This window comes from Arthrobacter sp. zg-Y877 (assembly GCF_030373105.1).
GTDB lineage: Bacteria > Actinomycetota > Actinomycetes > Actinomycetales > Micrococcaceae > Arthrobacter_B.
In genome coordinates this window covers 698,500-717,514 of sequence record NZ_JAUCPU010000001.1, presented here as the reverse complement: position 1 = coordinate 717,514, position 19,015 = coordinate 698,500, and the positions used below count along the sequence as shown (strand labels likewise).

The window sequence follows — 19,015 nt, the reverse complement described above, 5'->3', positions numbered from 1 at the left end:
CCTGGCTTGCCGGTACCGGTCCGGTACCGGCCCGCGGGCCTAGGCGTCGTCGTCGGCCTCCGTGTTGATGATCCGCAGGATCCGGCGGAGGTCCATGGCCAGGGCCGCCGCCGCGTCCACCGGGCTTTCGGCTGAGCCGGAAGTATTAACCAGGCGCACCAGCTCCACGAGTGCCTCCGTCGCCGTCGACTGCTCCTCGCTCCCCGGATCCCAGATCTCCACTGCCTCGCCGCAGGCATTCACGGCATTGGCCAGCGGGGCGGTCAGGGAGGCCGGGACGGCTACGTGCTCCGGATTGCGCCAGATGGCATCCGTGAGGACTTCGGTCATGTCCTTCACATGCCGGGTGGCACGTTCCATGGCCCGCAACGCCCGGTAGTCCGCCGTGAAATCGCGCCGGTATTTGCGGCTGCGGATGTTCCCGTGGCGGCTGTTGTCCGCCAGCTCCACTGCTTCGCGGACCTCCCGGGTCAGGGCGTCCAGTTCGCTTTCGCGCTGGGCCCAGTCCTCGTGTTCGGGCGGCCAGGTTTCCTCCATTGCCGTTCCCATGTCCCGCAGCTGGCGCGCCAGCGACTTCCGCAGCGTCACCAGTCCGTTGACCGCGCCGTTCAGGTGCAGCGGTGGAAAGACGAGGGCGTTGACGGCCAGGCCGACAACCACTCCCACCAGCATCTGCACCCCGTAGCCGAACGAGTATCCGTCCGGGTCGTCACCGCCCAGAACCAGCACAAACAGCGCGGCCATCGGCACGTATTCCCGGCCGGACGCGCCCAGGAAGCGCAGCCCGCCCAGCAGCACGCCGATGCCGACGATCACGGAAATGGTCCAGACGTTCGGGGTGCCGATCAGCAGTGCCCCCAAGGCCAAGAGCATCCCGGTAGCAAGGCCGGCGAGGGTCTCCATGCCGGTGCGGAATGAACCGGACACTGTGGGGTACATGCTGACGATGGCGCCCAGCGGCGCATAGTACGGGTACTGCGACGCTACCCCCGGGACATGCGGGGCTACTGTCCAGGCGATGCCGACGGCCAGGGTGGCCTTGAAGGCGAGCTGGAAACGGGTGTAGCGCAGGACTCCGGTCACCCGGTTGGTAACGGCACTCAATGACCGTTTGGGGAGTGTTTTTTCACCAGTGGTCATGCTTCGAGTATGGCCCGGGCCCTCCTCCGGAAACGACTTTTCAGCCCTGCTGAAGGCCGGATGTGGGGAGCGGCACTATGCTCCGCCGGCCCAGCACATCGGCCAGCCGGTCCAGGAAAAGGCCGACCTGGACATTCTGTTCGTGGATGAGCAGGGCGAAGATGCTCCGTGCCAGCCTGATCTCGGCGACATCCAGCACGACCGTACCGGCAGGGCGGTCCAGCATCGCCAGTTCCGGCACCAGCGCCGCACCGAGACCGGCGGAAGCCATCGCCAGGCTGGCGTTGAAATCGTCGCAGTAGGCGGCCACCCGGGGGTGGAGGCTGCAGCTGGCGAAAAGCCGTTCAATCACCAGTGCATCTGGGGTGCCGGGGTGATGCATTATCCAGGGCATTCCCGCGAGCTGATCGGCGGTCACCTCGGCGCCGCTGCGGATACCCCAGGATGCGGGCAGCACCACCCGGAAGTTGTCGTCGCCCAGCCACCGGCGGCTGATCGAGGAGGGCCAGGCGAGCCCGCCCTGCCCCACCTGGTACACCAGCGCGACGTCGAGGTTCCCGCCGGTGCGCAGCCCCTGGATGGTCTGCGCGGGTTCCGCCACGGATAGCAGCAGGTCAATGCCCAGGTCGCGCCATCCGGGCGAGGCAAGCAGTTCCGGCAGGGCGAAGGTGGCCAGGCTGGGGAAGATGCCCAGCCTCAGCTCCTGTCCGGTGCCCGGCCCGGGCCGGGCGGCTGATGCCAGCAGCGCGTCCATATCGGTGAGCACCTTCACGGCGTGCCTGGCCATCACGACGGCGGCTTCCGTGGGGGATACCGTGCGCGCGGAGCGTTCGAACAACCGCGTCCCGGTGTCCTTCTCCAGGGCGGACATCTGCTGGGACACTGCCGAAGCGGTGCAGCCCAGCCGCAGGGCCGCCGCGGCAAACGATCCGGTGCGGATCACCTCCAGCAGCGTCTTCAGGTGCACGGGGTTGACCATCCGTGTGCGCTCCTTCCCCACCCCGGCGGGGCGGACCACCATATCTAGTGTTGACCGGCACTAGAGCCGACACGCCCACCGTACGCGACACGCATGAATCTTGCCTGTCCGGTCACATGTGCATCCGGTTCTGCACAGGCTGTGGAGAACCCGCGCCGCGGCGCGGAAATCCCGCCTAATTACGCGGCGTTCCCTGTGCACAAACTGTGGACGGACGCCCTGCGTAATGACATACTTGTAATACATCATGTAGGGGTTCCACCTTAGGGGGCGCACTAGATGTAGTGTCTGGGCATGGAACTGGATGTAGTATTTAGGAACAGACTTCGAGAGCTTCACCAAGCTCCACAAGCCGCTATCCAGCACCATGGATTCCAGTAGCACCAGCACCACCAAGCAGCACAGAACAGACTTCATGCTTCACTAGGGGAGACCACGCCATGACCGTTACGGTTTACACCAAGCCCGCCTGCGTACAGTGCAACGCCACTTACCGTGCCCTCGACAAGAAGGGCATCGTGTACCAGAGCGTGGACATGTCGCAGGACCCCGAGGCCCTCGAGCGCGTCCGCTCCATGGGCTACATGCAGGCGCCTGTTGTCGTTACCGAGCAGGACTCCTGGTCCGGCTTCCGGCCCGACAAGATCGAAGAGCTCGCCCAGGCGCAGGTTTCCTCCGTAGCCTAGGCCTGCGCCGCCTAGGTGCTTCTGAGGATCTACAAGTCCCCGGTTTCCCCTAAGCAGCACCCCGTACCACCCGCGCACTACCCGTCAGGAGCGCAGCAACCATGACACTGGGGATGGCAGGCCGGGCCGGCATCGCGCCGGCATCGGCATCCGCAGGGGATGGGCAGCCGGAAACGGATGCGTCCCTGATCTACTTCTCCTCAGCCTCGGGATACACCCGCCGCTTTGTGGACAAGCTAGGGGTCCGCGCGGCCCAGCTCCCGCTCCACACCTCCCAGCCAACACTGCTGGCCCTCCGGCCCTACGTGCTGCTGCTTCCCACCTACGGGGGAACCGCAGCCCAACCGGGGGCGGCAGCCCGGGGAGCCGTTCCCAAACAGGTCATCAAGTTCCTGAACAATGAGCGCAACCGCTCCTTGATCCGGGGAGTGATCGGCGCGGGCAACACAAACTTCGGGGACTCCTATTGCCTCGCGGCGGACATCATCGCCGTGAAGTGCCAAGTCCCCGTGCTGTATCGATTTGAACTCATGGGCACGTCCGAGGACGTTGCCAAGGTTAACGAAGGATTGGAAAAGTTTTGGACACATCAGTCGCAGAAGCCGGCGTGACGGACTCCAAGGAGCTCCCGGAGGCTTACAAGGGGCTGGGCTACCACGAGCTCAACGCCATGCTGAACCTGTACGGCAAGAACGGAGAGATCCAGTTCGACGCCGACCGCGCTGCTGCGCGCCAGTACTTCCTCCAGCACGTTAACAACAACACGGTCTTCTTCCACGACCTGGAAGAGAAGCTGGAATACCTGGTCAAGAACGAGTACTACGAGCCGGAAACGCTCGACCAGTACTCCATGACCTTCATCAAGGAGCTGTACACCCGCGCCTACAAGAAGAAGTTCCGCTTCGAGACCTTCCTTGGTGCGTTCAAGTTCTACACCTCGTACACGCTGAAGACCTTCGACGGCAAGCGTTACCTGGAGCGCTACGAAGACCGCGTCTGCATGGTTGCCCTGCACCTGGCCCGCGGCGACGAGCAGCTCGCAACCCAGATGGTGGATGAAATCATCGAGGGCCGCTTCCAGCCGGCCACCCCCACCTTCCTTAACGCGGGCAAGGCACAGCGCGGCGAGCTGGTCTCCTGCTTCCTGCTGCGCATCGAAGACAACATGGAGTCCATCGGCCGCTCCATCAACTCCGCACTGCAGCTGTCCAAGCGCGGCGGGGGCGTTGCCTTCGCACTGACGAACATCCGCGAGGTCGGCGCGCCGATCAAGCAGATCGAGAACCAGTCCTCGGGCGTCATCCCCGTGATGAAGCTCCTCGAGGACAGCTTCTCCTACGCCAACCAGCTGGGCGCCCGCCAGGGTGCCGGTGCCGTGTACCTGCACGCCCACCACCCGGACATCAACCGGTTCCTGGACACCAAGCGCGAGAACGCGGATGAGAAGATCCGCATCAAGACCCTCTCGCTCGGCGTCGTCGTCCCGGACATCACCTTCGAACTGGCCAAGCGCGACGAGGACATGTACCTGTTCTCCCCGTACGACGTCGAGAAGGTCTACGGCATGCCGTTCTCCGACATCTCGGTCACCGAAAAGTACTACGAGATGGTGGACGACGCCCGGATCAAGAAGACCAAGATCCGTGCCCGCGACTTCTTCCAGACCCTCGCCGAGATCCAGTTCGAGTCCGGCTACCCCTACATCATGTTCGAGGACACGGTGAACCGGGAGAACCCGATCGAGGGCAAGATCATCATGTCGAACCTGTGCTCGGAGATCCTCCAGGTCTCCCAGCCGACCACGTACAAGGATGACCTGTCCTACGACGAGACCGGCAAGGACATCTCCTGCAACCTTGGCTCGCTGAACATTGCCAAGACCATGGATTCCCCGGACTTCGGCCGCACCATTGAAACGGCCATCCGCGCGCTGACCGCGGTGTCGGACATGAGCCACATCGGCTCGGTGCCGTCCATTGCCAAGGGCAACGACATGTCCCACGCCATCGGCCTGGGCCAGATGAACCTGCACGGCTACCTGGCGCGTGAGCGGGTCTACTACGGCTCCGAAGAGGGCATCGACTTCACCAACATCTACTTCTACACGGTGGTTTACCACGCCGTGCGGGCATCGAACCTGCTCGCGATCGAGACCGGCCGGAAGTTCGCCGGCTTCGAGCGTTCCAAGTACGCCACGGGGGAGTACTTCGACAAGTACACCAACCGGGAATGGGTCCCGCAGACCCAGCGGGTCCGCGAACTGTTCGACGGCGTCCACATCCCCACTCAGGCGGACTGGGAGGCGCTGAAGGCTTCGGTCATGGAGCACGGCATCTACAACCAGAACCTGCAGGCCGTACCGCCCACCGGGTCGATTTCCTACATCAACAACTCCACCTCCTCCATTCACCCGGTGGCGTCGAAGATTGAAATCCGCAAGGAAGGCAAGCTGGGCCGCGTGTACTACCCGGCGCCGTACCTGACCAACGACAACCTGGAGTACTACCAGGATGCGTACGAAATCGGCTACGAGAAGATCATCGACACCTACGCCGCTGCCACCCAGCACGTGGACCAGGGCCTGTCCCTGACGCTGTTCTTCAAGGACACCGCCACCACCCGCGACATCAACAAGGCGCAGATCTACGCGTGGCGCAAGGGCATCAAGACCATTTACTACATCCGCCTGCGCCAGCTCGCGCTGGAAGGTACCGAGGTTGAGGGCTGCGTTTCCTGCATGCTGTAAGGCCTGCCGTCACCGCATCCCTCTCCCCGAATTTTTGAAGACAAGGAACTATTCATGACCGAGAAGCTGAAGCTGATCGAAGGCGTCGAGGCGATCAACTGGAACCGGATCCAGGATGAGAAGGACGTTGAGGTCTGGAACCGTCTGGTCAACAACTTCTGGCTGCCGGAGAAGGTGCCGCTGTCCAACGACGTCCAGTCCTGGGCCACGCTGACTCCGGAAGAGCAGCAGCTCACCATGCGCGTCTTCACGGGCCTGACCCTGCTGGACACCATGCAGGCCACCATTGGTGCTGTCTCGCTGATCCCCGATGCGCTGACCCCGCACGAGGAAGCGGTCTACACGAACATTGCGTTCATGGAGTCCGTGCACGCTAAGAGCTACTCCTCGATCTTCTCCACCCTGGCTTCGACCAAGGAGATTGACGAGGCGTTCCGCTGGTCCACGGAAAACCCGAACCTGCAGAAGAAGGCCCAGATCATCACGGATTACTACCGTGGCGATGATCCCCTGAAGCGCAAGGTGGCTTCCACCCTGCTGGAGTCCTTCCTCTTCTACTCGGGCTTCTACCTGCCGATGTACTGGTCCTCGCGGGCCAAGCTCACAAACACCGCCGACCTCATCCGCCTGATCATCCGTGACGAGGCCGTGCACGGCTACTACATCGGCTACAAGTTCCAGCGCGGACTGGAGACCATCCCCGAGGAACGCCGCCAGGAGCTCAAGGACTACACGTACGAGCTGCTCTTTGAGCTGTACGAAAACGAAGTCCAGTACACGCACGACCTGTACGACGGCGTCGGCCTGGCCGAGGACGTCAAGAAGTTCCTGCACTACAACGCCAACAAGGCGCTGATGAACCTGGGCTACGAAGCCATGTTCCCGTCCACCCTGACGGACGTAAACCCGGCCATCCTTTCGGCCCTGTCCCCGAACGCCGACGAGAACCACGACTTCTTCTCCGGCTCCGGTTCCTCCTACGTGATCGGCAAGGCCGTGAACACGGAAGACGACGACTGGGACTTCTAATTCCTGGGCTGGACCAGTCCAGCTGAGCTGACGCAATGCCGCCGTGGCGGGCCTTCCGGGTCTGCTGCGGCGGCAGCGCTGTTTAACCCACGGAATGTTCTTCTTCCAGCCAACCCAGGACCCCGTATCTCAGGGCAAAGGCCACGGGGACGAGGGCGAGGAAGATCAGCAGCCCGAAAAGCATTGCGGGGCCGCCAATGTGTTCGATAAACCCTGCATGGGCGAAGACACCGGCGCAGAGCACCGCCATCACGCCCAGCGAAACCGCCGCGGTGTTGGCCCATCCCGTCGACCCACGTGCCGCGGACCTATTCACTACTGAGGCCGAAACCAATTGCCAGGCTGCCAGTAGGGCCACCTCGAAGGCGACCACCGCTGCCCCGATGACTGTGACGTACGGGGAGGCAAGATACGCAACCTCCGGATAGGCATCGGCGGCGCCGGCCGCCAAGCGCGGAACAGCCACAACCTGAAGCAGCACGGCCGTGAGGGCGAACGCCACGACGGCGCAGCGGAGGGGGAGGGCTTCCTGCCGAGTCATAGCGCGATCCTCGCCCTGCCTGACAGGGCTGTCAACCACGGTGGCGTAGCTCCTTTTTCCTTCCCGCTGCCGAACCAGCAGTAAAGACCGATTACGGGTGGACCCTGCTCATCCGGCCCCTTAGCCTTCCGCCCATGACTGAACAAGACCCCGCACCGAAAATCGAACCTCCACTGGCCGGAACGGAAATCGAGACCCTGTTGGGTTCCCTGGACCGGCAGCGCGCCACCTTCGCCTGGAAGACCGGCGGCCTGGATACAGCCGGCCTCACCGCCACTGTCGGTGCCTCCGCCATTACCCTGGGCGGGCTGCTCAAGCACCTGGCCGGGGTAGAGGCCGTGAAGTTCACATGGCAGCTGAGGCGCCAGGACCCTGGAGCCCCGTGGAATGCCGCTGACTGGGAACACGACCCGGACTGGGACTGGCGCACCGCAGCAGACGACACCCCGGAAGAGCTTTATGCCCTGTGGAGCGACGCCGTCGGACGCTCACGGCAACGCCTTGCCGCCGCACTGGACGACGGCGGACTCGACCAGCTGCTGCCCGCCATCGAGGGCCAGACCGGGAGCCTGCGCCGCATGCTGATCGACCTGATCGAGGAATACGCCCGGCACGTGGGACATGCGGACCTGATCCGCGAGGCCGTGGACGGACTGGTGGGCGAGGATCCGCCGGTGGACGTGTCATGGCCTGCGCCCGCGGCTGCCGTCTCCTATCCGGCTCCCACCGCAGGCGCGTAGCCTCGACCCATGGGAATTGGCGCTGCCTCACCCGCTGTGCGCACGCGTGGGCTGCATAAGTCCTTCGGCCGCGTTGAGGCACTGAAAGGCATCGACTTGGATGTCCCAGCGGGAAGCGTCTTCGGGATCATTGGTCCCAACGGTGCCGGCAAGACCACCCTGATGCGCCTGCTGCTGGACCTGCTGCGGCCCAGCTCCGGGGAAGTAACCGTCCTCGGGGCTAATCCCCGCCGCGGAGGCCCGGCCCTGCGCCGTCAAATCGGGTTTCTGCCGGGAGATCTGGTCCTAGCGGACAGAGTCAGCGGACGGGAACTTCTCCGCTTTTTCTCGCGCATCAGCGGACCGGTCGATCCAGGAACCGTTTTGGCGCTGGCGGAACGGCTCGACCTGGACCTCGGCCGCCCGGTGCGTGCCCTGTCCAAGGGGAACCGGCAGAAACTCGGACTCATTCAGGCATTCATGCACCAACCCCCGCTGCTCATCCTGGACGAACCCACCAGCGGATTGGATCCGCTGGTTCAGCAGGAGTTCCTGGCCCTGGTGAGGGAGGCAAGCAGCAACGGCCAAACCGTGCTGCTCAGTTCGCACGTTCTCAGCGAGATTGAGGAGGCCGCTGACACTGTGGCCATCCTCCGGTCGGGGACGGTGGTGTCAGCCGCCAGCACCGCCGACATCCGGGCTTCCGCCGGCTGCCGTGTGCGGATTGGAATCACTGCGGCAGAGGCACCTGCGCTGATTGAACGCCTCCGGCGGGTGCCCGGATTCGAACTGCTGCAGGTGCCCGCCGACCCCGGGCACGGGGATGCAGCCTCACTCCATGCCCGGTTCGCGGGGGACATGCCGGACCTGATCACGGCTCTGGCGGGATATCACCTCCTCGACCTGGTGGTGCAGGAGCCCGACCTCGAGGAGGCCGTTCTGCGGTTTTACGGGCCGGAGAGCGCTGCCGGGCCGGCCGGCGGCGGTGCCGCCGGATGAGCCGCCTCCCCTTGTTCAGCCGTTCCCTCGCCGCGTCCTGGCGCCCGCTTCTGGGATGGGCGGCGGGTATCCTGGCTGTCCTGAGCCTGTACCTGCCCCTTTATCCGTCCCTGGCCGGCCAGGATTTTCAGGATCTCCTGCAGAGCCTGCCGCCCGAACTCATTTCCGCGCTGGGCTATGACGAGCTGACGACCGGCGCGGGCTACACCCAGTCAACGTTCTTCGGCCTCATCGGCTTCGTCCTCTTCACCATTGCCGCCATTTCCTGGGGCACCCGGGCGATTGCCGGCGACGAAGAGAGCGGGACCCTGGAACTCGTTCTGGCCCACGCCGTCAGCCGGGTGCAACTTGTCCTGGAGCGCAGCGCCGCCATTGCTGCGCGCCTGTTGCTGCTCGGCCTTTTCACCGGCCTGGCCGTGCTGGCCTTCGACCGCCCCGCACAGCTCGTACTGATTCCCTCCCATGTCTGGGCCGGGTGTGCGGCGCTCGTTGGGCTGGCACTGCTGACCGCGTCAGTCGCCCTGGCTGCCGGGGCATTCACCGGCCGCCGTGTCTGGGCACTTGCGGCTGCCGTTACGGCCGCCGTCGGCGGGTATGCCCTCAATGCAGTGGCGAACCAGAATCCGGACCTGGACTACCTCCACTCCTGGACACCGTACAACTGGGCCTTCGGTGCCAGCCCGCTCAGCAACGGGGCCGATTGGGCCGGGCTTGGTGCCCTGTATGGAACAAGTGCGCTGCTGGTGCTGCTCGCTGCCTTCGCACTCACCCGGAGGGACATTGGCACGTGATCGGGTGCCCTGTGCAATGATGTGCCTCACCAATCACGACGACGGGGCGGACGTTGATGCGCGGAACACGGGGATTTGGAGCAGCGGCGGCTTTGGTGCTGCTGCTGTCCGGCTGCACGGCGGCCGGTCCGGAGGATGAGGGCAGCCAGACGGCTCCGGCCGGGGACGGCCTGTCCTCGTTTGCTTCCGTCGACGACGCGTACGACGCCGTAGCCGCCGTCCTGGACTGCGACCCTGCCACCACCGCCGAACCCGTGACCATCGAGATCGACGGGCATCTGCCGGCGTACCGGATGTGCACGGAGGCCGTTGAGGTCATCCATTACGAAAATGAGGCAGACCGGTCCAAGGCCTCGGACCTGGTTCACGGTGCGGAAAGCGGACCTCCGTACTTCGCCGAGGGCAGTAATTGGCAGGTGCTGGTTCTGCCTGGCCGTGAGGGGCAGGTTCCGGGCCCCGATGAAATCACCGCTCTGGCCCGGGAGCTGGGCGGCCGTTACGTCAGGATGTCGGGCTAGCTTGATGCCCAAGCCCCGGCGGAATCAATCAGCCGGCGGCCGTTGCCGTTGCCGCTTCGTGGCAGCCCGTTGTTTCTTTGCATCGAGGCGGCGGTAGTTCGAGCCCCGGGTGGGTTTGGTGGTGCGGCGCGGGGCAGGTCCGGGCGCCAGCCCGTCTGCCGCGAGGGCGGCGAGCTTGGCCAGGGCTGTTTCCCGATTGCGCAGCTGGGAACGTTGCTCGGAGGCCGTCACGGTCAGCACGCCAGACACCAGCCGGCGTTTCAGCCGCTGCAGCAGCAGCTGACGTTGCTGTTCCGACAGCACCGCAGAACCGGCTACGTTCCAGGAGAGTTCGACGCGGCTGTCCGAGGTGTTGACGTGCTGGCCGCCGGGGCCGGACGACCGGGAGAACCGCCAGTCGAGTTCAGCCGCGGGAATCGTGAGCGCGGGAGACACCACCAAATCCATCCCTCCAGCGTCGCACGGTTGCGGGGCGGGAGACGACTCCGGGGCCTTGGTGATCTCCCCGCTCATCGGGTCACCCGGGCAGCAGGTCCCACAGTTTCTGCGTGGTCTTCCAGCTGCGGATCGTCATCGACTTATACAGCGGGGAGGCCGCGATGGCGCTGAGCCGGCTTTTGGTCAGCTCGGCGCTGAGCCGCTGGGAGTAGATGACGCCGTCCCCGGCCCAGACCGTGTCTATGCCTTCCCGCGGCCGGAACGCGCTCAGGGCGGTATCCCTGTCGATGCCCATGAGGAAGATCGCGTCGGAGTGATAGAGGTCCGGCCGTTCGCCGAAGTTGTCGGGCCGGTGCTCGACGACGGCCTGCAGCTGCGCGCGGTCCAGCACCAGGACCTTGACGAGTTCGTCATCGAGGTCGAAATGGTCGGTGAGGGCGGCTTCGATCCTGCTGCCGATCGAGGCGGCGTCATCGTTTGACGCCAGGAGAACATTCCCGCTCGCGATATAGGTGGTGACCTGCTGGTACCCGAGGTCCGCCAGTTGCCCCCGCAGGGCCTGCATGGGGACCTTGTTCCGCCCGCCGACATTGATGCCGCGTAGGAGGGCGAGGTAGGAAGGCATGTTCCCACCCGGGTTGTCCGTCACTGCACCGGTATGCGGCGGCGGATTTCGCGCACGGTGCCCGACGGATCGGGGGAGTGGTCATGGGATTCCGGCACTGTCACCAGGACCGCGTGGGGCATGCGCTTGGCCAGCTTCTCGGTGGCGTCCATGATCACCGGGTACGTGGTGGTTCCCCGCAGGATCGTGACGGGCACCGAGACCTCCGCCATCGCCGTCGTGGGGGTCGATACGGCCTGTGAGAGGCGCGCGTCGTAGACGGTGGACTGGGCCAGCGGAACCAGGGCACCGAACATGGGGCTGGACCGGATCTGCTCGATGAACGGTTCGGACAGGCCGATGCCTTCCCGCTGGAAGGTGGTCACGGCATCGGCAGGGTTACCCGAATCAACCAGGGACTGGAGCCGGTCCGGAAGGTCGTCCGAGGGTTCCCCTTCACCGAAGCGGAAGGGCGGCTCGGAAAGGAACAGGTGGCTGATGGGTGCTCCTTCCGCCGCAGCCAGCAACGCCAGCATCGCCCCCGAAGAATGTCCGAGGACCACCGCGTCACCGCCAACGGCGTTCAGGACCGCCGTCAGGTCCTCCACCTCCCGCTGCGGAGAGTAGGGGGACGTGTCGCTGCTTTCCCCGCGGGCACGGCGGTCCACGGTCACGGCCTGGAACCCGGCGTCTTTCAGCGCGTCGGCCAGCGGGGCGCCGGCGTCGGAAGTTGAAAAGGCGCCGCCGACAATGATGACCGGCGGCCCGTGGCCCACCTGGTCAAAGGCGATGCGGGTTCCGTCTGCAGAGGTGGCATACAACATGACCCAGATCAGACCACACCGCAGCCGCCCGGGCAATCAGTGGTTCCGCAACGGCCGTCCCGGACCGGCAACTAAGTACCGTGTGCCGGGCTCCGCCCTAGCCTGCAGGGTCATATGCGACGGCGACGTCCAGCACCCAGACGACGCCGAAGCGGTCCTGCACCATTCCGTAGGCGGGGGAGAAGGCCGAGGGCGCCAGGTCCTGCAGCACGGTTGAGCCGTCCGCAAGCCGGTTCCAGAGATCGGTGATCTCCTCCGCCGAGTCGCCGCGGACCGAGACGAAGAAGGATTTGTCCCCCTGGTCATAGGGAACGCTGGACGGGACGTCGTAGGCCATGACCGCGAAGCCGTTTCCGCCGAGGACCTGCCCGAACTTCACCTGGCCGGCCTCCTCCGGCCGCTCGACGCTGTAGGCGTCCTCGTTGGTCACGACGACCAGGGAGCCGCCGAAGACCGAGTGGTAGAACTCCAGCGCCGCCTTGGCCTCGCCGCGGAAGTTCAGGTGGGGTGTGGTGGTGACAGACATGGGTTGCTCCTTCTGGATAGCCCGGGTATTTCCCGGTAACACCCAGTCTTCTCGCGGTAGAGGTCAGGTTCTGGCCGCTACTTCGGTTATTTTTTTCGTATGACCACCACGACGTCGCGGCTCCTGCAGCTGCTTTCACTCCTGCAGACTCCCCGGAAGTGGCCTGGGCAGGCGCTGGCGGACCGCCTCGAGACCAGCCCCCGGACCGTGCGCCGCGACGTCGACCGGCTCCGGGAGATGGGATACCGCATCTCCGCGCTGAAGGGGCCGGACGGGGGTTACCGCCTGGAGGCGGGGTCCGAGCTGCCGCCGCTGCTTTTCGACGAGGACCAGGTGCTGGCGCTCGCCGTCGCGCTGCAGTCCGCACCGCTCACGGGTGCGGGCATCGAGGAGGCCGCCGCCCGGGCGATGGCCACGGTGCGGCAGGTGATGCCCTCCCGGCTCCGCCACCGTCTGGACGCACTGCAGTTCACCGCGCTGCCCGCCGGTTCCGGTGCCGCCGGGTCTGTCCAGCCGGAGGTGCTCCTGGCCCTCTCCACAGCCGTCCGGTCCCGTCAGGTGCTGCGCTTCGACTACGCGGGCACAGCGCCGGATAACGACGGCGGGTTCGTCCCGCCGCGCCGGGTGGAACCGCACCATCTGGTGGCCACCCGGGGACGCTGGTACCTGGTGGGCTGGGACCTGGACCGGAACGGCTGGCGGATCTTCCGGGCCGACCGGATTACGCCGAAGCTTCCCGCCGGTGCCCGGTTCCGGCAGCGGGACCTGCCGGGCGGCAGCGTTCAGGCTTTTGTCTCTGCCCGGTTCCGGGGAGCGGAACCGGGTGGGGTCCCCGGCTGGCCCTGCCGGGGCGCCGTGGTCCTGCACCTGCCGGCGGAAGACGTCGTGCCGTTTGCCGGGGACGGCATAGTTGAATCCCTCGGCACCGGCCGGTGCCGGCTGGAAGCGGGCTCCTGGTCCTGGATCTCGCTGGCGGCTTCGTTCGGCAGGTTCGACGCCGGTCTTGAAGTGGAGGGTCCGCCCGAGCTGGCGGCAGCCTTCGGGGAACTGGGCGCCCGGTTCACCTCGGCCGCAGGGCGTTGAGGCATAGACCCAGGCTTAGGGAAGCCGGCCAGGCCTCAGCAGCGAAGGGACGGCCGCCCGGGCCGGGTCCAGCGGCACGGGGCTGATCAGCACGGCCGGCCCGCGGTGAAGTGTTCCGCTGCTCAGCGGCCGGCAGCGCAGCCCGCCCCGGCCCCGCATCGCCTTGTGCGCGCCGGGCGCCAGGACCTGGTCCATCCAGGCGCACGGGTGGGCCTGCCTGCCGCCATGGAATTCCACCCGGCCATCCGCAGACTCCAGAACGAAGTCCTGGCCCAGCAGCGGTGCCAGTTCGGCGCCGCTGAGCACAACGTTCCGGCGGGGGAGTAACGGGTCGAAGGGGCGCGCACCAAGCTCTGCGGCAATGGCGTCCAGCGACTCAATGGCGAATAGGGTCACGGCCGCATCCATGTGGGCTGCCTTGCCGAAGAACCGGTCGCCCACGATGCCTTTGCCGGACACCACCTCCACGCTGTCCGCATCCGTGGTGGCGACGTCGGCCGCACCATCCCTGGCCCGGCCGAAGTAGGCATGCGCGGGAGAGACCAGCAGGTGCAGGATCTCGACGTCGTACGCATAACTCATGCCTCCACGCTATCCGGTGCCCGGACGGTCCCTAGACCGCCTTGACCACCGGCAGCTCGCTCCACTCCGTGGTGTACCGCGGGGAGGAGTACCGGCGGGCCATGGTCCATTCCGGCGTCGCCGTGGACATGCCCGCCAAGCCGAGGCCGATGCTCGCCGCGCCGTATTTGTCCGTGACCTTTCCCAGCAGCTCGCCCAGGTTCCGGCGTTCCTGGGCGGAGACGAACTCGTCAAAGAGCGGCTGCGCGCCGGCGGACTCCAGGCCGCTGAGCATCACCCCGGCCTTCGTGTACGGCACGCCCTCCACTACCTGGGCCTCCAGGGCGCCGACGGCGGCCCGGCTGAGGATGACGGGATCCGACGTCGGGGACGCCAGCCGGACGGTGGCCGAGGGGAACGACGCCGCCCGCTCACTGAAATGGGAGGTCCCGGCATATGCGGTCAGGATGCTCGCCTGCTGCCCCTCGCGCTCCAGCCGGGCCGCTGCCTGCTGGGCGTAGATGCTCATGACCTGGCGCATCTCCGCGCCCGTGGTGACCGGAGTGGAGAAACTGCGGGAGAAGATCAGCTGTTTGCGGTCGGCCCGCTCCTCCTCGTGCGGGATGCACGCGGTGCCGTTGAGCTCCAGGACGGTGCGCTGCAGGGTGACCGAGAACTTCCGGCGGATCAGCGCCGGATCGGCGGCGCGCAGGTCCGCGACGGTGGAGATTCCCATCGCGTCGAGTTTGGTGCCCAACCGTGAGCCCACACCCCACAGGCCCGTGACCGGGACCCGGGACATGATCGCCTCCACCGCTGCCGGGTCCATGGTTTCCAGGTTGCAGACGCCCTGCAGATGCCGGTTCTGCTTGGCGATCCGGTTGGCGAACTTGGCCAGGGTCTTGGTGGTGCCGATGCCCACGCAGACGGGCAGGCCGGTGTGCGTGGCGACGGCGGTGCGGATGGTGGCGCCCTGTGCCGCCAAACCGCGCGGAGTACCGGCGAGCCCGAGGAAGGATTCATCAATGGAATAGACCTCCTGCCACAACGCGTAGCGGCCCAGCAGCTGCATGACCCGGGAGCTGAGGTCCCCGTACAGCTCATAGTTGCTGGAACGCTGGATGAGGCCCACGTGCGGGGCGGACTCGGCGAGCTTGAACCAGGGTGTGCCGGTCTTGATGCCCAGCGCCTTTGCCTCATCGGAACGGGCCACCACGCAGCCGTCGTTGTTGGACAGCACCACCACCGGCACGCCGGCGAGTTTCGGATCGAAAGCGCGCTCACAGGAGACATAGAAGCTGTTGACATCCACCAGGGCGATCCGCTGGGAGGCTCCCGGGGTGGAAGACTCAGACATGGTGCAGGCAGCGGGTCACAACGCCCCAGACGGACAGTTCCGATGGTTCGGCCACCAGGATGTCCGGGTACCCGGGCGCTTCGGCGTGCAGCACGATGCGCCCGCCGCCCAGGAGCAGTCGGCGGACCGTCAGTTCCCCGTCCACCACGGCCACGACGACGGCGCCGTCCCGCGGTGTGAGGGAACGGTCCACAATCAGTTCGTCGCCGTTACAGATGCCGGCGCCCGCCATGGAGTCACCCTCCACCCGTACGACGTAGGTGGAGGTGGGATCGCGGATCAGGTGCCGGTTGAGGTCGATCCGGCCGTCGAAGTAGTCCCGGGCCGGGCTGGGGAAACCGGCCGCGGTGGCGGCGTCAGTCTCCGCCGGGGGCGCCGGGCGGCGCGAACGGTCCGCTGAGAAAACCGCCATGCCGAGGCCTCCCTGGGGACATCACTAGAACATACTTTCGAACCCAGCGTAGCACCCGGACAGCCTTCCGCCCGGGAGCACGCCCGGGCGGAAAAGCCCCAGCGGATTACTTGAGCGGGATCCCCTGCGCGTCGGTGCGGAACGTCCGGGCGTTGGCGAGGATCATCACGCCTTCCACGAAGCCCCACACAGCGCCCAGGCCGGTGAAGCAGGTGAGGACAACCTGGGCGATTCCCACACCGTTATTGCCCAGATAGAACCGGTGGACGCCGAAGCCGCCAAGGAAGACGCCCAGCAGCCCGGCAACGAGGCGGGATTTCTGCTGCCCCTGTTGCGGGTGGCGATAACCGGACTGGTGGTAACCCTGGCCGGGGGCATGCTGCTGCTGGTTCGGATAGCCCTGGACCTGCTGGTTCGGGTAGCCCTGGGCCTGCTGGCCGGGGTAGCCCTGTCCGCTGCCCGGGTACTGAGCGGGGCGGTCCTGATAGCCGGGAGACTGCTGCTGAGGGGGCGTTGGACGCGGAGCCGGCTCGGCCTTTTTGGGGTAGGCGTATTGCCCGTCCCAGTCATCGGGCTCCCCGTGGTTGTCGTGGTTGTTTCCCGGGTAAGGCCCGTTACCTGACATGGTTTTCCTCCAAAGATTTATGCTGTCTGCACTCTAACAGCCGGCCTGCGCCTCGGGTACGGACTTCACCCCGGCCATATACCTAGGCGCCGGCGCGGACCCACCGCGCCATCCGGTCGCTGAGGTCCATCCAGCCGGTATCCAGTGTTTGCTCCTGCGGATGGGCATCGTGCCACTGCACGATTTCGCGGGCACCTTCGGCAAAGGGGATCACTGCCCGGTAGCCGGGGACCAGGGACTTGATTTTGCTGTTGTCGAAGATCACCGAATGGCTCTTGTCGCCCAGCAGTCCCGGACCGCGCCCCGGATCCTGCTGCGCGATGGTCTCCGAAGCCACATGCACGAGCAGCGGTTCCGGGACGCCGGCCGCCGCCGCCAGGGAACGGTAAATGGCGTCCCAGGGCAAAAACTCATCGGACGTAATGGTGTAACTCTCGCCGATGGCAGCCGGCCGGCCCAGCAGTCCCACGAAGGCCTTGGCAAAATCGCGGCTGTGGGTCAGCGTCCACAAGGACGTGCCGTCACCGGGTACCACCACCGGCAGTCCGGCGCGCATCCGGTGGATGTCCGTCCAGTGCCCGGACAGCGGGACCATCGTCGCGTCATAGGTGTGGGACGGGCGGACGACCGTGCCCGGAAAACCCTCGTTCCGGTAGGCCTGCACCAGGATCTCCTCCCCGGCGATCTTGTCCCGCGAATACTGCCAGAACGGGTTGCGCAGTGGGGTGGACTCCAGTACCGGCAGCCGGGCCGGCGGCTTCTGGTAAGCCGACGCCGAGCTGATGAAGACATACTGGCCGGTCCGGCCCCGGTACAGCTCGACCGCGGCTGCCACATGACCGGCGGTGAAGGACAGGAAGTCTGCGACGGCGTCGAACGTGCGGCCGCCCAAGGCGGTCCGGACAGCCGCAGGATCGCGCACATCGGCGGAGAGGACCTCGACGCCGGCCGGCACCGGACGCTTGGTGGAGACGCCGCGGTTGAGCACCGTGACCCGGTGCCCCAGGCTGGAAGCGTGCGCGGCGGCAGCGGAGCTGATCACGCCGGTTCCACCGATGAAGAGCAGATCGAGAGCCGTGGAATGTGTCATGGCAGGTTTCCTCAGGTGATTCCTTGACTGGGGGCAGGAGCCGGGCTTAGGTGGAGGTGCCCGGCTCCAACTGCACCCAGCCTAGATGACCTAGATGACCTAGATGACCTCGCCGCAGGAAAGGCATCCCATGACAGAGAGTCCCCGCCCCGTTGTCCCCGAACTGACGCTTGGGAACTCCGTGCGCATTCCACAGTTGGGCTTCGGCGTCTTCCAGGTTCCGCCGGGGCAGACACAGGAAGTGGTGGAGGATGCCCTGGCGGCCGGGTACCGGCACATCGACACTGCGGCCGCCTACCGCAACGAGGCCGGCGTGGGAGCGGCCATCGCGGCGTCGGGCATTCCCCGGTCCGAGATCTTCGTGACCACCAAGCTGCGCAACGGCGACCAGGGAAGGGCGAGGGCGGCGTTCCTGGACAGTCGGCGAGCGCTGAACCTCGACGTCGTCGACCTGTACCTGATCCACTGGCCGGTGCCGTCCCAGGGAATGTTCGTGCAGGCATGGAAGGACCTTGAGTCCCTGTACCGGGACGGCTACATGCGGGCGATCGGGGTCTCGAACTTCCTCGCCGGCCATCTGGACGCCCTGTACGAGCAGAGCCAGGTGCTGCCGGCGGTGAACCAGATCGAACTGCATCCCGGTTTCCAGCAGGCAGCGCTCGCCGCCGACACCATGTCCCGCGGCATCGCGGTGGAGGCCTACAGTCCGCTGGGGCAGGGCACCGAGCTGTCCGGGACCGAAGTGGCGGCGCTCGCTGAAAAGTATGGCGCCACGCCCGCGCAGGTGGTGCTGGCCTGGCACCTGGGGTCGGGGCGGATCGTCATTCCCAAGTCGGCCGACCCGGGGCGGATGCGGGAGAACCTCGCCGCGGCCGCGCTGGACCTGGCGCAGGAGGACCTGGATCTCCTGGACGGGCTCGACGGCGGCCGCCGGATCGGCGCCGATCCGGCGACGGCGGCGTTCAGCCAGCTCTGACTCCGCAGACCGTCCGGGAGGACAGATGCCCCCTTCTCAGACAGTGTTGGACCTCCTGCACCGGATCGCTGCCGAGCTGCAGGTGGACGGGCCGCTGACCGTGGGCACCATGTTCCGCAGTCCCGGCCTGCGCACCGGCTCCAAGATTGTGGCCTTCCTCGGTTCCGGCGACTACCTGATCGTGAAGCTGCCACAGCCCAGGGCGGCGGAGCTCATTGCTGCAGGCGCCGCGGAGCCGGTCACCATGGGCAGGCGCACCATGCGGGAATGGATCGAGGTACCGGCTGCCGCAGACCTTGAAGCTACGGCACACCGGTGGACGGAGCTCACCCGCGAGGCGCTGGAATACGTCCGCAGCCTTCCGGGTTAGC

23 protein-coding genes are annotated in these 19,015 nt (G+C 66.2%); 11 read left to right on the top strand and 12 right to left on the bottom strand.

The genetic code is table 11. From position 1 onward, the window contains the following. Nucleotides 1-39 precede the first annotated feature (39 nt). Both QNO03_RS03345 and QNO03_RS03340 read right to left on the bottom strand, forming a co-directional pair. Nucleotides 40-1,140, bottom strand: coding sequence for an FUSC family protein (locus QNO03_RS03345; protein WP_229948716.1), 1,101 nt, complete (start codon nt 1,138-1,140; stop codon nt 40-42). A 40-nt stretch (nt 1,141-1,180) separates the two neighbouring features. Beyond that, entirely contained in the window at nt 1,181-2,119 is a 939-nt protein-coding gene (locus QNO03_RS03340) for a LysR family transcriptional regulator (protein ID WP_289601871.1), read from the bottom strand. 440 nt (nt 2,120-2,559) lie between these two features. Between QNO03_RS03340 and nrdH the strand changes: the two genes are divergently transcribed. The 4 genes from nrdH (at nt 2,560) to nrdF (ending at nt 6,580) form a co-directional block, all read left to right on the top strand. Next, on the top strand, nt 2,560-2,805 hold the full coding sequence (gene nrdH / locus QNO03_RS03335; RefSeq protein WP_227901614.1) for a glutaredoxin-like protein NrdH: 246 nt from the start codon (nt 2,560-2,562) through the stop codon (nt 2,803-2,805). A gap of 101 nt (nt 2,806-2,906) precedes the next feature. Next, the gene (gene nrdI / locus QNO03_RS03330) at nt 2,907-3,416 is read left to right on the top strand and encodes a class Ib ribonucleoside-diphosphate reductase assembly flavoprotein NrdI (protein ID WP_442860252.1); all 510 of its coding nucleotides are present in this window, start codon (nt 2,907-2,909) and stop codon (nt 3,414-3,416) included. Continuing rightward, the gene (gene nrdE / locus QNO03_RS03325; RefSeq protein WP_269437827.1) at nt 3,386-5,551 is read left to right on the top strand and encodes a class 1b ribonucleoside-diphosphate reductase subunit alpha; all 2,166 of its coding nucleotides are present in this window, start codon (nt 3,386-3,388) and stop codon (nt 5,549-5,551) included. Before nrdI ends, nrdE begins: the two co-directional genes overlap by 31 nt. Before the next feature lie 54 nt (nt 5,552-5,605). Next, nucleotides 5,606-6,580 carry a class 1b ribonucleoside-diphosphate reductase subunit beta gene (gene nrdF / locus QNO03_RS03320; RefSeq protein ID WP_229948712.1) on the top strand — a complete coding sequence of 325 codons (975 nt, stop codon included), beginning with the start codon at nt 5,606-5,608 and terminating at the stop codon, nt 6,578-6,580. A gap of 82 nt (nt 6,581-6,662) precedes the next feature. Here nrdF and QNO03_RS03315 read toward each other — a convergent pair whose 3' ends face one another. Continuing rightward, nucleotides 6,663-7,121, bottom strand: coding sequence for a DUF2975 domain-containing protein (locus QNO03_RS03315; RefSeq protein WP_289601869.1), 459 nt, complete (start codon nt 7,119-7,121; stop codon nt 6,663-6,665). A gap of 134 nt (nt 7,122-7,255) precedes the next feature. Here QNO03_RS03315 and QNO03_RS03310 point away from each other — a divergent pair, with 134 nt between their 5' ends. From QNO03_RS03310 to QNO03_RS03295, 4 genes are read left to right on the top strand one after another with little or no spacing between them, the layout of a single operon-like run. Then, nucleotides 7,256-7,861: a DinB family protein gene (locus QNO03_RS03310; protein ID WP_289601867.1), complete on the top strand. Its 606-nt coding sequence runs from the start codon at nt 7,256-7,258 to the stop codon at nt 7,859-7,861. Nucleotides 7,862-7,870: 9 nt separating this feature from the next. Beyond that, nucleotides 7,871-8,839: an ABC transporter ATP-binding protein gene (locus tag QNO03_RS03305; protein ID WP_289601866.1), complete on the top strand. Its 969-nt coding sequence runs from the start codon at nt 7,871-7,873 to the stop codon at nt 8,837-8,839. Continuing rightward, nucleotides 8,836-9,630, top strand: a complete 795-nt coding sequence (locus tag QNO03_RS03300; RefSeq protein WP_289601865.1) for an ABC transporter permease subunit — start codon at nt 8,836-8,838, stop codon at nt 9,628-9,630. Before QNO03_RS03305 ends, QNO03_RS03300 begins: the two co-directional genes overlap by 4 nt. A 56-nt stretch (nt 9,631-9,686) precedes the next feature. Next, nucleotides 9,687-10,148: a hypothetical protein gene (locus tag QNO03_RS03295; RefSeq protein WP_289601863.1), complete on the top strand. Its 462-nt coding sequence runs from the start codon at nt 9,687-9,689 to the stop codon at nt 10,146-10,148. Between the two features lie 24 nt (nt 10,149-10,172). Here the strand turns inward: QNO03_RS03295 and arfB are convergent, their stop codons facing one another. The 4 genes from arfB to QNO03_RS03275 form a co-directional block, all read right to left on the bottom strand. Continuing rightward, complete coding sequence (gene arfB / locus QNO03_RS03290) at nt 10,173-10,595, bottom strand: alternative ribosome rescue aminoacyl-tRNA hydrolase ArfB (RefSeq protein ID WP_289601861.1); 423 nt, start codon at nt 10,593-10,595, stop codon at nt 10,173-10,175. Nucleotides 10,596-10,665: 70 nt separating this feature from the next. Next, on the bottom strand, nt 10,666-11,211 hold the full coding sequence (locus QNO03_RS03285) for a DUF1697 domain-containing protein (protein WP_289601860.1): 546 nt from the start codon (nt 11,209-11,211) through the stop codon (nt 10,666-10,668). A 20-nt stretch (nt 11,212-11,231) separates the two neighbouring features. Beyond that, nucleotides 11,232-12,014: an alpha/beta fold hydrolase gene (locus QNO03_RS03280; RefSeq protein ID WP_289601859.1), complete on the bottom strand. Its 783-nt coding sequence runs from the start codon at nt 12,012-12,014 to the stop codon at nt 11,232-11,234. A 97-nt stretch (nt 12,015-12,111) separates the two neighbouring features. After that, complete coding sequence (locus QNO03_RS03275; protein WP_289601858.1) at nt 12,112-12,540, bottom strand: VOC family protein; 429 nt, start codon at nt 12,538-12,540, stop codon at nt 12,112-12,114. A gap of 99 nt (nt 12,541-12,639) precedes the next feature. On the opposite strand from QNO03_RS03275, the gene QNO03_RS03270 reads away from it, so the two are divergent. Further along, a complete protein-coding gene (locus QNO03_RS03270; RefSeq protein WP_289601856.1) occupies nt 12,640-13,623 on the top strand; it encodes a helix-turn-helix transcriptional regulator in 984 nt (327 codons plus the stop codon). A 15-nt stretch (nt 13,624-13,638) separates the two neighbouring features. Here QNO03_RS03270 and QNO03_RS03265 read toward each other — a convergent pair whose 3' ends face one another. From QNO03_RS03265 to QNO03_RS03245, 5 genes are all read right to left on the bottom strand, one after another. Continuing rightward, nucleotides 13,639-14,205 (bottom strand): MOSC domain-containing protein, encoded by a 567-nt coding sequence (locus QNO03_RS03265; protein ID WP_289601855.1) that lies wholly within the window; start codon nt 14,203-14,205, stop codon nt 13,639-13,641. Nucleotides 14,206-14,236: 31 nt separating this feature from the next. Further along, entirely contained in the window at nt 14,237-15,541 is a 1,305-nt protein-coding gene (locus QNO03_RS03260; RefSeq protein ID WP_289601854.1) for a Y-family DNA polymerase, read from the bottom strand. Next, nucleotides 15,534-15,953, bottom strand: a complete 420-nt coding sequence (locus tag QNO03_RS03255) for a LexA family protein (protein ID WP_289601853.1) — start codon at nt 15,951-15,953, stop codon at nt 15,534-15,536. Before QNO03_RS03255 ends, QNO03_RS03260 begins: the two co-directional genes overlap by 8 nt. Nucleotides 15,954-16,059: 106 nt before the next feature. Further along, nucleotides 16,060-16,578: a TM2 domain-containing protein gene (locus QNO03_RS03250; RefSeq protein WP_289601852.1), complete on the bottom strand. Its 519-nt coding sequence runs from the start codon at nt 16,576-16,578 to the stop codon at nt 16,060-16,062. 82 nt (nt 16,579-16,660) lie between these two features. Further along, nucleotides 16,661-17,668, bottom strand: coding sequence for an NAD-dependent epimerase/dehydratase family protein (locus QNO03_RS03245; protein WP_289601851.1), 1,008 nt, complete (start codon nt 17,666-17,668; stop codon nt 16,661-16,663). Between the two features lie 130 nt (nt 17,669-17,798). Here QNO03_RS03245 and QNO03_RS03240 point away from each other — a divergent pair, with 130 nt between their 5' ends. Together QNO03_RS03240 and QNO03_RS03235 are read left to right on the top strand one after the other, a co-directional pair. After that, on the top strand, nt 17,799-18,644 hold the full coding sequence (locus tag QNO03_RS03240) for an aldo/keto reductase (RefSeq protein ID WP_289601850.1): 846 nt from the start codon (nt 17,799-17,801) through the stop codon (nt 18,642-18,644). A gap of 25 nt (nt 18,645-18,669) precedes the next feature. Next, a complete protein-coding gene (locus QNO03_RS03235) occupies nt 18,670-19,014 on the top strand; it encodes a hypothetical protein (protein ID WP_289601849.1) in 345 nt (114 codons plus the stop codon). The last annotated feature ends 1 nt before the right edge of the window (nt 19,015 follow it).

Bases quoted from the DNA above. Each gene is read 5' to 3' on its own strand.
- QNO03_RS03345 (WP_229948716.1), bottom strand. From the start codon at position 1,140: ATGACCACTGGTGAAAAAACACTCCCCAAACGGTCATTGAGTGCCGTT.
- QNO03_RS03340 (WP_289601871.1), bottom strand. From the start codon at position 2,119: ATGGTCAACCCCGTGCACCTGAAGACGCTGCTGGAGGTGATCCGCACC.
- nrdH (WP_227901614.1), top strand. From the start codon at position 2,560: ATGACCGTTACGGTTTACACCAAGCCCGCCTGCGTACAGTGCAACGCC.
- nrdI (WP_442860252.1), top strand. From the start codon at position 2,907: ATGACACTGGGGATGGCAGGCCGGGCCGGCATCGCGCCGGCATCGGCA.
- nrdF (WP_229948712.1), top strand. From the start codon at position 5,606: ATGACCGAGAAGCTGAAGCTGATCGAAGGCGTCGAGGCGATCAACTGG.
- QNO03_RS03315 (WP_289601869.1), bottom strand. From the start codon at position 7,121: ATGACTCGGCAGGAAGCCCTCCCCCTCCGCTGCGCCGTCGTGGCGTTC.
- QNO03_RS03310 (WP_289601867.1), top strand. From the start codon at position 7,256: ATGACTGAACAAGACCCCGCACCGAAAATCGAACCTCCACTGGCCGGA.
- QNO03_RS03305 (WP_289601866.1), top strand. From the start codon at position 7,871: ATGGGAATTGGCGCTGCCTCACCCGCTGTGCGCACGCGTGGGCTGCAT.
- QNO03_RS03300 (WP_289601865.1), top strand. From the start codon at position 8,836: ATGAGCCGCCTCCCCTTGTTCAGCCGTTCCCTCGCCGCGTCCTGGCGC.
- QNO03_RS03295 (WP_289601863.1), top strand. From the start codon at position 9,687: ATGCGCGGAACACGGGGATTTGGAGCAGCGGCGGCTTTGGTGCTGCTG.
- arfB (WP_289601861.1), bottom strand. From the start codon at position 10,595: ATGGATTTGGTGGTGTCTCCCGCGCTCACGATTCCCGCGGCTGAACTC.
- QNO03_RS03285 (WP_289601860.1), bottom strand. From the start codon at position 11,211: ATGCCTTCCTACCTCGCCCTCCTACGCGGCATCAATGTCGGCGGGCGG.
- QNO03_RS03280 (WP_289601859.1), bottom strand. From the start codon at position 12,014: ATGTTGTATGCCACCTCTGCAGACGGAACCCGCATCGCCTTTGACCAG.
- QNO03_RS03275 (WP_289601858.1), bottom strand. From the start codon at position 12,540: ATGTCTGTCACCACCACACCCCACCTGAACTTCCGCGGCGAGGCCAAG.
- QNO03_RS03270 (WP_289601856.1), top strand. From the start codon at position 12,640: ATGACCACCACGACGTCGCGGCTCCTGCAGCTGCTTTCACTCCTGCAG.
- QNO03_RS03265 (WP_289601855.1), bottom strand. From the start codon at position 14,205: ATGAGTTATGCGTACGACGTCGAGATCCTGCACCTGCTGGTCTCTCCC.
- QNO03_RS03260 (WP_289601854.1), bottom strand. From the start codon at position 15,541: ATGTCTGAGTCTTCCACCCCGGGAGCCTCCCAGCGGATCGCCCTGGTG.
- QNO03_RS03255 (WP_289601853.1), bottom strand. From the start codon at position 15,953: ATGGCGGTTTTCTCAGCGGACCGTTCGCGCCGCCCGGCGCCCCCGGCG.
- QNO03_RS03250 (WP_289601852.1), bottom strand. From the start codon at position 16,578: ATGTCAGGTAACGGGCCTTACCCGGGAAACAACCACGACAACCACGGG.
- QNO03_RS03245 (WP_289601851.1), bottom strand. From the start codon at position 17,668: ATGACACATTCCACGGCTCTCGATCTGCTCTTCATCGGTGGAACCGGC.
- QNO03_RS03240 (WP_289601850.1), top strand. From the start codon at position 17,799: ATGACAGAGAGTCCCCGCCCCGTTGTCCCCGAACTGACGCTTGGGAAC.
- QNO03_RS03235 (WP_289601849.1), top strand. From the start codon at position 18,670: ATGCCCCCTTCTCAGACAGTGTTGGACCTCCTGCACCGGATCGCTGCC.